Raw genomic sequence first — 12,505 nt, 5'->3', positions numbered from 1 at the left:
CCGTTTAACCATGTAAACGACTGAGGATATGTGTTGCGTGTGACGTTACGGCTAGAGAGAAAGAGAGGGATTAATTAGCGTCTTCTTCTATCGCTTCTTTCAGCCACTGGGTAAAGTCCTCACCCAATGCGTCGTGACGAATACCATATTCTACAAATGCAGTCATGTATCCCAGTTTATTGCCGCAATCGTGACTTACGCCTTTCAGGTGATAAGCCTCAACAGTTTCTTTTTCCATCAGCATGGCAATAGCATCTGTCAGCTGAATTTCATTACCCGCACCAGGCTCTGTTTTCTTCAGCAGATCCCAGATCTGAGCAGACAACACATAACGGCCAACCACAGCCAAATTAGACGGCGCTTCTGACGCTTTTGGTTTTTCAACAACCCCAACCATAGGTGCACTGTCGCCCGGCTTTAATTCGACGCCTTTGCAATCCACCACACCGTAGCTGCTGACGTTTTCCACTGGCTCTACCATAATCTGGCTATGACCCGTGCTATAAAAACGTTGCAACATTTCACTGAGGTTGTCTTTCTTCAGATCAGATTCATATTCATCGATGATGACGTCCGGCAAAATAACCGCTACCGGTTCATCACCCACTAAAGGATGTGCACACAGCACCGCATGCCCTAATCCTTTCGCCAACCCCTGACGAACCTGCATAATAGTGACATGCTTTGGACAAATAGCTTGAACTTCTTTCAGCAACTGACGCTGAACACGTTTTTCCAGCATAGCTTCCAGTTCAAAGCTGGTATCAAAATGGTTTTCTATTGAATTCTTGGAGGAATGTGTAACCAAAATTATTTCATTGATACCCGCCGCAATACATTCATTAACTACATACTGGATTAACGGCTTATCGACCAGCGGCAACATTTCTTTGGGAATAGCCTTAGTCGCAGGCAACATACGTGTTCCCAACCCGGCCACTGGAATGACCGCTTTTTTTACTTTTTTATTAACAGTTGACATAAACAGCCTCGTATATATCGTTCAAATAATGAGTTTTATTTGTCCGGTGCATAAAACCGCGAAAGTATATCAGGTTCAATGCGTGATGCTCGTCCAATCTGGATGTGTGATGAGAAAAATCATAGGCCACTATACCCGTCATACTTCAAGTTGCAGGTGTGTTAGCTGCGTTCGCTCACCCGAATCTCTTACTTAAGTAAGCTCATCGGGACTCCCTCTCTTGCCGCGTTACAAGACTCATTATGTGTCTTGCCCTGAGGGCCAACGCTTTGCGTTGTTCAAAACGCAACGCGTTTTGTCCTGCAACTCGAATTATTTTGGGTATAGTAGGGGATAAAGAATAATTACGATAGATACACAGAGTCTGAAGTGCGGGGAGACTCGCCGCTATCGGATTAGTCTGTAGACAACATCAGGCGCAGACGACCGCCACTCCCCCACATCTGACACTGCCATGCTTCACACGGGTAACTCATCTGATTGATATAAGCACCCTCTAATGTGCCTAACGGTACGCCGTTATTCAGTCCGATATTATGATCTTCAACACTTAACGTGGCATGCAGACCAGCTGAAATCAGAATCAGCCGTTTCAATTCGCGATGGTAATACCCCACCAGCAAAGGAAACTGTCCTTGCAGATTCGCCTGACGCAATAGCTGGTTGACCTGATTAAGCAAGACCGATAATTCAGGTAAGCGGCGCTGCTGATGAGCCAGATGCTCCTGCAAAAGACTGTTGAATAACGCTCGCAACAGTAATGCCGCCAATACGCCGTGATTATTCGCAGCCTGCGTCACATCGAGACAGTAAAACGCCAGCTCATCCTCAGATAACGCTGCAATATCCAGCACCAATCCTGGTCGGTCTACCGCCATCAATTGCCGATAGTTGATACGACAGCGAGCCAGCGTCTGCTGGACCGGTGGCTGCAATTGCTCCAGAAGTTTCAATGCAGCGCCCGGAGACTGGTTTAATGTATCCAAATCACGCATCAGTTGTTCCACTTCATTCGCCTGTGAAGTAAACATTGTCGGATATAGACACGCCATGACCGACTCACGCAAACGCGTGTAATCGTGCAGGGGTTTGAGCAGAACATCCTGTACGCCAAGACGTAATATTCTGGCGACATCTGCCAGATGGCTGGTGGCGGATACTACCAGTACCGGCGTTGTAGTATCGTGCAGGCGCAAGCGTTCGACGAATTCAAAACCGCCCATCATGGGCATATTGAGATCGCAAATAATCAGATCGGGTGGCTGAACAGCCATTTTTTCCAGCGCTTCTTTACCGTTACCCGCCTCGTGCACATCCGCGCCCAAGGATGTCAGATAACCAGCCAGCACAGAACGGAAAACAGCCTCATCCTCAACCACTAAAATGTGTTTTCCCGTCAATGGTTGTGCCATCCGCGACCCCTTGAAACGCTTATTATCATTCGTTGCCGAATCCTAAATCGAAAAACTTCCTTAGATGACCCGGTTGACCAGCGGTAACAATAACTCCCGCTGTTTTTCTACCGCCGCCCTGCCAGACTCAATAGCCTCTCCCGCCCGATGAAAATCCAGCGTGGCAATTTGCGGACAATAAGGTTGAATCAATACATCAGGGGGATCACCCGCCATACGGTTCATTTTCAGGCGATTCTCCAATATCTGTATAGAAGTACTCATTATCTCCATCGCGGTAGGCGTCACCTCCGTCTGTTGACGAAAGCGATGAGATAAACGATGACGAATGCGCTCACGCCAACTATGCGGAGTCGTCATTTCTTGCGCTGGAGCCATTTTACCGGACAACAGATTATGTTGCTGCAAGCTGGCATCATGTTGCAAATCCACCGCAATCACCACATCCGCTCCCATCGCCCGCGTCAATGAGACCGGCACGGGATTCACCACGGCACCATCTACCAGCCAGTACCCATTCAGTTGAACAGGTGCCAATAACCCCGGCATGCTGCAGGAGGCACGAATAGCTAAGTGCAAATCACCTTGTGTGAGCCATAGTTCCCTTCCTGTACTCAGGTTAGTCGCTACAGCACCATATTTGATAGCACACTCTTCAATATGTTGCGTAAGTACCAGATGCTTTACGTGGTTGAAAACACGATCGCCCCGCAATAATCCACCACGACGCCAGGAAAAATCCATCAATCGGATGACATCCCAGTAGCGAAAACCGTTCACCCAATGCGCCATGCTATCCAGTCGATGTGTGGCATAGGCGGCACCAACCAGTGCGCCCACCGAACATCCTGCAACGACATCAGGAAAAATCCCCAACTCCTCCAGTGCATTCAGCACGCCGATATGTGCCCATCCCTTGGCAGCACCAGAACCCAATGCCAGACCTATTTTTACCTTCCGCATGGTGTTCCTCCTATGTCTTATTCTAGGCGGTGTCACACAATCGTGTGTGACAGTTATCGTGCGTGACAGTCGCTGATGGTCATTCCGCTACGAGTGCCGACTGGTTGCGATATCGCCGTGATGTCCCTGCAAGACCAGATGATTGCGGCCGACAAACCGTATTAGGTAACATACCCCACGTCTTATCGATGGTGTCTTAATTAATTAACGTTATTGCAGAATTTTGCAGGAGATATTGTGTCCGAATATTGCCCATGCGGTAGCGCCCAGCCGTACGAACGCTGTTGTCAGCCTTACCTGCTTCATGACAGTCAGGCTCCTCGTCCTGAGTTGCTGATGCGTTCACGCTATACCGCTTACGTCAAACAAGACGTTGACTATCTGGTCGCCACCTGGCATCCAGACTGTCACGCGGAAAACTGGCGAACCGATATTGCCGCCAGTTGTGCTGATACCCATTGGCTCAGTCTACGGATACTGGATGTTACCCCGGGAAAAACAGCAGACGAAGGGTATGTTGAGTTCGCTGCCAGCTATAGCACAGCCGACCATCCAGACTCGCGGGTATTAATGAGAGAGCGTTCTCGCTTCCTTCGCTGTCACGATCGCTGGTACTATGTCGACGGCGTTCACTTGCAAACCGGCAGGAACGATAGCTGTCCGTGCGGCTCCGGCAAAAAATACAAAAAGTGCTGCGGACAATGACACCTTGATTACGGCGGTGATTCCGGCATCGCGTAACAGCAATACTTGATTTATGTTTTGGACAGGATCCCAACTCCATGCAATCCCAGAATATCCAACGAAAAATTTTACGGACAATCTGCCCTGATGCAAAAGGGCTTATCGCCAAGATCACCAACATCTGTTACAAGCACGAACTGAATATTGTGCAGAATTCGGAATTCGTTGATCACCGTACTGGTCGTTTCTTCATGCGCACGGAATTGGAAGGCATTTTCAATGACACTACACTGCTGGCCGATATGGACAGCGCCTTACCGGAAGGTTCCGTGCGCGAACTGAGCAGCGCCGGGCGTCGCCGTGTCGTCATTCTGGTGACCAAAGAAGCGCATTGCCTTGGCGATCTGCTAATGAAAAGCACCTACGGTGGTCTCGATGTTGAAATCGCTGCCGTGATTGGTAACCACGACACGCTGCGCACGCTGGTAGAACGCTTCGATATTCCGTTCCATCTGGTCAGCCATGACGGCCTGACACGCGAAGAGCACGACCTGAAAATGGTCGCGCAGATAAACCAATACAAACCTGACTACGTTGTACTGGCGAAGTATATGCGCGTCTTAACCCCCGCATTTGTCCAGAACTACCCTAACCGGGTTATTAACATTCATCACTCATTCCTGCCAGCCTTCATCGGTGCACGCCCGTATCATCAGGCTTACGAGCGTGGCGTGAAAATCATCGGTGCAACCGCGCATTACGTGAATGACAATCTGGATGAAGGCCCCATCATCATGCAGGACGTGATTAATGTTGACCACACCTACACTGCCGACGACATGATGCGTGCCGGACGCGACGTAGAGAAAAACGTCCTGAGCCGGGCGCTCTATCATGTTCTGGCCCAGCGCGTGTTCGTCTACGGCAACCGCACTATTATCCTGCGTTAGTTAACTATCCTGCGCTAGTTAGGCCTGAGTTAATTAGCCATCCTGCGTTGATTAGCACTTCGCCGCCCTTTGCCTACAATTACATCGGGCGGCATAAAAAAACGGCAAACGAACTTGTTTTTGTTTTTTCAGTCTTTACAGAGGCGCGGCATTTGATATGATGCGCCCCGCTCGACACACAAAAGAGCAATCAGGCCAGTGGTGGGGTTCCCGAGCGGCCAAAGGGAGCAGACTGTAAATCTGCCGTCACAGACTTCGAAGGTTCGAATCCTTCCCCCACCACCATCTCTACCGCGTTATCGCGACTCGCTGAAATCCATCACGTTGTTATTTCCCGATACACTCACTCTTACAAAAAACAATCAATCGCCAGATAACGATATCTCGCGGCAAAACCGATGCGGCCTGTAGGCGTTATCGCATCCGTGATGTCCTACAGCGATGTAATCGTCAGTGTCACCGTGTCCGGTGAAAGAACCATTATTCTTTCCAGCGTTCTGGCATATAACTGAATACTGGTAACTGCCAGGACCAGAAAATGGCCGCCAGACGGAGCGCCAGACCGATAGAAAAAGAGATAAGCTGATTGATGTCGTGGTTTATGCCGATTTCACGCAAGCTAAGGTACACCAGTGCCACCAGCAGTGACACGCAAGCGTAAAGCTCCTTACGCAACACCATGGGCGTGCGGTTGCAAAAAATATCCCGCAAGATGCCGCCAAAGATACCGGTGGTGATGCCAGCCATTACAACCACGGTGGGTGAATAACCCAGCTCGATAGCCACATTGCAACCGATGATGGTAAATGCCACCAACCCCATGGCATCCAGCACTAAAAACAGCCGATGCAAGTGATGCATCACACGTGATGCCAGCACGGCCAGAAGACCTGCACCGATGGTGAGATAGATATAGGCAGGGTGTTGCGTCCAGGCGATGGGATAATTACCTAGCATGATATCGCGCACCGTACCGCCACCCAGCGCGGTAATAAAGGCGATCATCGAAACACCAAAAATATCCATGTTACGACGGCCAGCGGCCAGCGCACCGGACATCCCCTCAGCAGTAATAGCGATCAGATAGATATAGGTCAGCACACATGTACCCTTGTGAAATGTGCCCCTCCCTCTGTCCTTTTACCTGAGAGTTTACGCGGTGATACCGCTTGCCCCTTCGGTGGGTTGTCTCGCAACCGCTCTCCAGTTGGCGTCATTGAAATGTGCAGTAAGGTGGCCTGAGCGATTATGGGAGTTTGCGCCTTCGGCGGGAAGGCCTGTCGTGGTATGTCGTGCCTTCCGCTCTCCTGCAAGGCGCGGAGTATACGGGCTATTGTGAACCGGTTCAACCAGCCATCACCGATAGTTATGACTGTTGACACGATCGTATCGCCGCCGTGACTCCTCTGCCGCCTTTCTGCTAACATCAGAGCACGCTTTTTTAACAACGGCAGCGAACATGAAATTTGTTTCTTTCAATATCAATGGGCTGCGAGCCCGTCCCCATCAACTGGCCGCAATCATCGAACAACACCAGCCTGACGTAATCGGCTTACAGGAAACCAAAGTCCATGACGACATGTTTCCACTCGACGATGTAAAACAGTTCGGTTACCACGTTTTCTATCATGGACAGAAAGGCCATTACGGTGTTGCGCTGCTGACCAAAGCTGAACCATTGGCGGTTCGGCGCGGTTTTCCCACCGACGACGATGACGCCCAGCGCCGTATCATTATGGCGGATCTGGCAACGCCGCTCGGCACACTGACGGTGGTGAATGGCTACTTCCCGCAGGGTGAAAGCCGCGACCACCCGGTCAAGTTTCCTGCCAAAACCCGTTTTTACCAGGATTTGCAGCACTATCTTGATCTGCACCATCAGGCGGACCAGCCGGTGCTTATCATGGGTGACATGAACATCAGCCCGACCGATCTGGATATCGGTATTGGGGAAGATAACCGTAAACGCTGGCTGCGCACTGGGAAGTGCTCATTCCTGCCGGAAGAGCGTGAATGGATGGAACGGCTGAAAAGCTGGGGGCTGGTCGATACATTCCGGGCTGCCAATCCCGAATGTCAGGATAAGTTCTCGTGGTTTGACTACCGCTCATCAGGATTTGATGATAACCGTGGGCTGCGTATCGATCTGATCATGGCAACCTCACCGCTGGCGAGCCGCTGCGCCGCCACGGGTATTGATTACGCCATTCGGGCAATGGAGAAACCCTCTGACCATGCGCCGGTATGGGCGGAATTCACTCTCTGAAAGAACAACGGGGCTACATCGCCCCGTTATCGCTGTTTATTGCTGATCTTTGAGGATCCGCCACACCAGATTATTGGTGCCCAGGTTGCCTTTATCGCGCTGGCATTGCAGTAACACCCCTTCCGCCCTGACGACCGAGCCTTCAGAGTAGCTTCTGTTTTGATAAATACAGCAACTCATGCAATTAACCTGAGTTTCTCGCTGAACATTACCACCGGCATTACCACCGTTACCCCACACGACCTGTGGCGGCACAGGCACCACCACGTCTGTGTTGGTCGTCCCCTGAGCATTGGCAACGCCCTGCGTACTAATCGCACCCTGCGCGCCGGATACCGTGCCCTGGGTTGCGACATTGTTTCCCGGCAAAATGACGGGATGCCCCTGCGTCACCACCGTGGTTTGCGTCGCCGCCTGCGTAGCGGAAGATAGCAACAAGCCGGTTGCCATCAGGAAGGTGCCCCATGCTTTCATCTGCGTTACTCCTTGGTGCTGGCTGAACGTGACTGACGACGTTTGCGCTTCTCGGGCGAAGCGCTCTTAACGGGCGGTAATCCTCTGAACGCCGAGATATTACCACTTTGTCGTGCCTGCTGAATCAGTTCGTACAGCGATTGCGTCAACGGCTGCATGAAATCCTGATAGCGGCAACGTTTTTCACTAATCTGCGTCAACGTCGCTTCCCAGTGCGCCGTCATATCTGGGTGCGCGGCGATCGGTGGTAGCGAATGAATCAACGCCTTACCTGCATCAGTCGAATGAATATAGCGCCCTTTCTTTATCAGAAACGCACGTTTAAACAACAGTTCGATAATGCCTGCGCGCGTAGCTTCGGTGCCCAATCCATCTGTCTCACGTAAGATTTTCTTCAGCGCCTTATCCTGCACGAAGCGGGCAATCCCGGTCATGGCAGATAGCAACGTTGCGTCGGTAAACGGCCGGGGAGGCTGAGTCTGTCGCTCAACCACCTCGCCCCTCTCACACAGCAATTCATCGCCTTTCGCCACCACCGGCAATGGCATTCCCTCGTTTTCCTCGTCCCGCTCTTTATGGCCGAGCAACGTGCGCCACCCCGCCTCTGCCAAAAAACGGGCTTTCGCCACAAACTTGCCACCAGCGATATCCAGCTCGATAACACATTTACGAAACACAGCATCGGCGCAAAACTGCATCAGGTATTGCCGGGCAACCAACCCATAAACCTGATTTTCCTGCTCGGTTAGCGACGTGCGGGTGCTACGCGCGGTGGGGATAATGGCATGGTGTGCGTCAACCTTGCTGTCATCCCAGCAGCGATTACGGCGTTCAGGATCCACCACAGGCTGCGGCAATAAATCCGGCTGATGTGCAGCAATCGCGTTCAGTACCGCGTGTCGCCCGGCGAAATGCTCTTCCGGCAGATACCGGCAATCCGAACGTGGGTAGGTGATCAACTTGTGCGTTTCATACAACCGCTGGCAAATATCCAACACTTGTTGGGCGCTCAACCCAAAGCGTTTAGCCGCTTCAATTTGCAAGGCGGAAAGCGAATACGGCAACGGTGCGGTTTCCGATTCCCGTTTATCATTATAGGCCGTGACCTGTGCAGGTTGTCCTTCAATGCGTTTAACAACGTGCTCAGCCAGCGGACGGTGTAGCAAGCGCCCTTCTTCGTCCTGATACGGTTCACACGACTCACTTGGCTGCCACAATGCAACAAACCGCTCATTGGCGGGGGTAACAATGTGGGCCTTAACCTCGAAATAGTCGCGCGGCACAAAATTATCTATTTCTTCATCACGACGGACAACCAACCCTAATACTGGCGTCTGTACCCGACCGACTGACAATACACCTTCATACCCGGCATTTTTCCCCAGCAAGGTATAGGCGCGGGTCATATTGATGCCATATAACCAGTCAGCACGTGAACGCGCCAGTGCGGAAACACACAGCGGAACAAACTCCCGGTTTTCACGCAGGCGCGATACTGCACGCTCCACCGCCTGCGGGTTCAGGTCGTTGATGAGACAACGGCGTACCTGCTGGCGTTTCGCCTCAGGCAGCGCCAGATACTCCAGCACCTCATCGACCAGCAACTGCCCTTCCCGGTCCGGGTCACCGGCATGGATCACTTCATCGGCCTGCGTCAGCAGTTTTTTGATCACATTCAGTTGCTTGCTCACCGATGGACGCGGCTGGAGCAGCCATTTTTGTGGCACGATCGGCAAGTCAGCCAGCGACCAGCGCGCGTAGCGGGCATCGTACACGTCTGGTTGTGCCTGTTCCAGCAGGTGCCCCACACACCAGGTCACCATATCCTGTTCGCCACAGGCAATGAAGCCATCGCCCCGCCGGTGCGGTTTAGGCAAGACATCGGCAATCGCTCTGGCAAGACTGGGTTTTTCCGCAATAAACAGTCGCATGTTACACCGCACAACAGAACGGATATCCCTTGCTTCACCGGCCCATCGGGCATGTAGCGCAAGGGAAACATCGTCAATACAGGATTAGAAATAGCTGACAAACTTCGTGCTATCAACGGACGCGACAGCGGCGGAGGCTTTAAGCTGCGGAGTCCCCAGATAGAGGAAACCGACAATTTCATCCGACGCACGGCAACCAAAAGCATCACGAACCAGCGGATGATGAGTCCAGGCACCACTACGCCAGATACCGTTGAAACCTTGTGCCAGTGCGGCCATTTGCATCGCCTGTACCGCACATCCTGCTGAGACCACTTGCTCCCAATGGGGAACCTTCGGATTATCCACACAGTGCGCTACCACGGTAATGATCATCGGCGCACGAAACGGTGCCTGACGCGCTTTTTCGACGGCCGCCTCATCCTGCTTATCCTGCAATGCCGCTCTAACCAGCAACTCACTAAAACGGGATAACCCATCATCCTGGATAATAGAAAAACGCCAGGGTTGTAGTGCACCATGATCAGGAGCCCGTAAACCCGCTCGCAGGATATTGTCCAGTACCTCACCTGTCGGCGCAGGGGCGGCCAGACGCGAGGCCGAACGGCGATTCAGTAGCAATTCCAGAGCATCCATCACATCTCTCCTGTCATGAAAAATCTGCTGTCGGTGAATAAAATCCGGTTGCGCGCCACGGTAGCACAGGTAGAAGATTTGTTACAAGTTAGCGCCCTGCTACTGACCCTGCGGCAAGATAAATAGCTGACTTTTATTCTGTCGCTCATTAGGATACCGCCAGTGCTCGCGTTCGGATGCGTTCGCGCAGATTCACCGCGAACCCGAGGCACAGCTTAAACCCAGTTTTCTTTTGACGGAGTGGACATGCGCACAATGTGGCGAATTTTCAGTGGAATATTCAGATGGGGATGGCGCCTGCTGAATTTCATCCGCGAATTTATCCTCAACCTCTTTCTGGTTTGCCTGATCCTGGTCGCTATCGGGATCTACAGCCAGTTCAAAGCCCCGCCGGCTGAACCTGTGCGAGGCGCATTATTGCTGGATCTGACAGGGGTGGTGGTGGATAAGCCGTCCGTTAATAACAAGCTGCGCCAGTTTGGCCGCGAATTTTTCGGTGCGTCGGCAAGCCGCCATCAGGAAAATTCGCTGTTTGATATTGTTGAAAGTATTCGACAGGCCAAAAACGACAGCAATATTACCGGCATGGTGATGGATTTGTCTGACTTTGTCGGCGCTGACCAGCCTTCACTGCAATACATCGGTAAAGCGCTGCGCGAATTTCGTGATGCGGGCAAACCGATTTTTGCCGTCGGCGACAATTTCAACCAAACGCAATATTATCTGGCCAGCTTTGCCAACAAAATCTACCTGACCCCTCAGGGAAATGTTGACCTGCATGGCTTTGCCACCAATAACCTCTACTACAAGACGCTGTTGGATAAGCTGAAAGTCACCGCGCACATTTTCCGCGTGGGCACGTACAAATCCGCCGTCGAGCCGTTTATCCGCGATGACATGTCGCCCGATGCTCGCGAAGCCGACAATCGTTGGATTTCCACCCTGTGGCAACACTATCTCGATACCGTCGCGGCTAACCGTCAAATCACCCCGCAGCAATTGTTCCCCGGCGCTGACGCTATCCTCGCGGGTCTGCAGAAGATAGATGGTGATACCGCGCGTTACGCACTGGAAAATAAACTGGTGGATGAAGTGGCTCCCCATTCGGCGATTGAGCAATCGCTTATCAAAGCCTTTGGGTGGGATGCCAAAACCAAAAACTTCAATTTCACCAGCATTTATGATTACACCCCAACGCCACCGGCCACGAGCAGCAATGAGATAGCGGTCGTGTTTGCCAGCGGCACCATTGTTGATGGTAAAGAAACCCCCGGATACGTTGGTGGCGATACCACCGCCGCACAAATTCGTGATGCGCGGCTGGACCCGAAAGTGAAGGCCATTATCCTGCGGGTTAACAGCCCCGGCGGCAGCGTGACGGCGTCTGAACTGATTCGTTCTGAGCTGATGGCTGCACGCCAGGCAGGTAAGCCGGTTATCGTCTCCATGGGGGGGATGGCTGCATCTGGCGGTTACTGGATTTCTACGCCAGCTAACACCATCATCGCCAGCCCCAGTACCCTGACCGGTTCGATTGGGATTTTCGGCGTGGTAACCACGTTTGAAAACGCGCTGGATAGCATTGGTGTGCATACCGATGGTGTTGCCACTTCGCCGCTGGCTGATTTGTCTCAAACCAAGACCCTGCCACCGCAAGTAAGCCAACTGATGCAGATTAGCATCGAGCGTGGTTACCAAAACTTTGTTTCTCTGGTAGCCCAGTCACGCCAGAAGACATCGCAGGAAGTCGATGCGATAGCCCAGGGGCATGTCTGGGTCGGCAGTGACGCCAAAGCTAATGGTCTGGTAGATCAATTGGGCGACTTCGACGATGCCGTGAAGAAAGCCGCAGAGCTTGCCAAACTGGAACAGTATCAGTTGAGCTGGTACACAGAAGAGCCGGATCTGCTCAACGTGATGTTCAGCCAGGTCAGAAGTTCGGTCTATGCGCTGCTGCCTTCCGCCGTGCAGGCGTTAGTACCGGCACCGGTGGCTCAACTGGCGCAAACCGTTCGTGCCCAGACTTCGATTCTGGACGCGCTAAACGATCCACAAAACCGCTACGCGCTGTGCCTGAACTGCGGCGACTTACGATAACACTCCCTTACACAGCCCGACGCGAGTCGGGCTGTCTTTACTACTGAAACCTTTTTATAATCCCGGCATTTCAGGGCTAACCCTTTCTATAACCAATCGAGTCCCGACCC

The 12,505-nt window shown here is 52.2% G+C and carries 11 protein-coding genes, 1 tRNA gene and 1 riboswitch; of the genes, 5 read left to right on the top strand and 7 right to left on the bottom strand.

From position 1 onward, the window contains the following. Positions 1 to 70: 70 nt before the first annotated feature. From galU to rssA, 3 genes are all read right to left on the bottom strand, one after another. Complete coding sequence (galU, locus tag FAZ14_RS15540; RefSeq protein WP_016941295.1) at positions 71 to 982, bottom strand: UTP--glucose-1-phosphate uridylyltransferase GalU; 912 nt, start codon at positions 980 to 982, stop codon at positions 71 to 73. A gap of 395 nt (positions 983 to 1,377) precedes the next feature. Continuing rightward, positions 1,378 to 2,394, bottom strand: a complete 1,017-nt coding sequence (rssB, locus tag FAZ14_RS15535; protein WP_016941294.1) for a two-component system response regulator RssB — start codon at positions 2,392 to 2,394, stop codon at positions 1,378 to 1,380. Positions 2,395 to 2,454: 60 nt separating this feature from the next. Further along, a complete protein-coding gene (gene rssA / locus FAZ14_RS15530) occupies positions 2,455 to 3,357 on the bottom strand; it encodes a patatin-like phospholipase RssA (protein WP_029456332.1) in 903 nt (300 codons plus the stop codon). 237 nt (positions 3,358 to 3,594) lie between these two features. On the opposite strand from rssA, the gene FAZ14_RS15525 reads away from it, so the two are divergent. From FAZ14_RS15525 to FAZ14_RS15515, 3 genes are all read left to right on the top strand, one after another. Beyond that, the gene (locus tag FAZ14_RS15525; RefSeq protein WP_016941292.1) at positions 3,595 to 4,062 is read left to right on the top strand and encodes a YchJ family protein; all 468 of its coding nucleotides are present in this window, start codon (positions 3,595 to 3,597) and stop codon (positions 4,060 to 4,062) included. Between the two features lie 77 nt (positions 4,063 to 4,139). Further along, on the top strand, positions 4,140 to 4,991 hold the full coding sequence (gene purU / locus FAZ14_RS15520) for a formyltetrahydrofolate deformylase (protein WP_016941291.1): 852 nt from the start codon (positions 4,140 to 4,142) through the stop codon (positions 4,989 to 4,991). 200 nt (positions 4,992 to 5,191) lie between these two features. Continuing rightward, positions 5,192 to 5,276: transfer RNA gene (locus FAZ14_RS15515), tRNA-Tyr, on the top strand. A gap of 195 nt (positions 5,277 to 5,471) precedes the next feature. On the opposite strand, the gene FAZ14_RS15510 is transcribed toward FAZ14_RS15515, so the two are convergent. Then, positions 5,472 to 6,092 carry a trimeric intracellular cation channel family protein gene (locus FAZ14_RS15510; protein WP_016941290.1) on the bottom strand — a complete coding sequence of 207 codons (621 nt, stop codon included), beginning with the start codon at positions 6,090 to 6,092 and terminating at the stop codon, positions 5,472 to 5,474. 21 nt (positions 6,093 to 6,113) lie between these two features. Further along, a riboswitch (glycine riboswitch) is annotated at positions 6,114 to 6,208 on the bottom strand. A gap of 242 nt (positions 6,209 to 6,450) precedes the next feature. On the opposite strand from FAZ14_RS15510, the gene xthA reads away from it, so the two are divergent. Further along, positions 6,451 to 7,257 (top strand): exodeoxyribonuclease III, encoded by an 807-nt coding sequence (gene xthA / locus FAZ14_RS15505; RefSeq protein WP_153508848.1) that lies wholly within the window; start codon positions 6,451 to 6,453, stop codon positions 7,255 to 7,257. A 36-nt stretch (positions 7,258 to 7,293) separates the two neighbouring features. Here the strand turns inward: xthA and FAZ14_RS20490 are convergent, their stop codons facing one another. From FAZ14_RS20490 to FAZ14_RS15490, 3 genes are all read right to left on the bottom strand, one after another. Continuing rightward, entirely contained in the window at positions 7,294 to 7,572 is a 279-nt protein-coding gene (locus FAZ14_RS20490) for a DUF1496 domain-containing protein (RefSeq protein ID WP_050544595.1), read from the bottom strand. A gap of 164 nt (positions 7,573 to 7,736) precedes the next feature. Continuing rightward, a complete protein-coding gene (locus FAZ14_RS15495) occupies positions 7,737 to 9,662 on the bottom strand; it encodes a DNA topoisomerase III (protein ID WP_153508847.1) in 1,926 nt (641 codons plus the stop codon). Between the two features lie 84 nt (positions 9,663 to 9,746). Beyond that, the gene (locus tag FAZ14_RS15490; RefSeq protein ID WP_016941286.1) at positions 9,747 to 10,298 is read right to left on the bottom strand and encodes an NAD(P)H nitroreductase; all 552 of its coding nucleotides are present in this window, start codon (positions 10,296 to 10,298) and stop codon (positions 9,747 to 9,749) included. Positions 10,299 to 10,544: 246 nt separating this feature from the next. On the opposite strand from FAZ14_RS15490, the gene sppA reads away from it, so the two are divergent. Next, positions 10,545 to 12,395, top strand: coding sequence for a signal peptide peptidase SppA (gene sppA / locus FAZ14_RS15485; protein ID WP_016941284.1), 1,851 nt, complete (start codon positions 10,545 to 10,547; stop codon positions 12,393 to 12,395). Positions 12,396 to 12,505 lie beyond the last annotated feature (110 nt).

The organism is Dickeya oryzae, from assembly GCF_009372235.1.
GTDB lineage: Bacteria > Pseudomonadota > Gammaproteobacteria > Enterobacterales > Enterobacteriaceae > Dickeya > Dickeya oryzae.
Note: the sequence above shows the minus strand (reverse complement) of the source record. Positions and strands in the feature narration are given on the sequence as shown.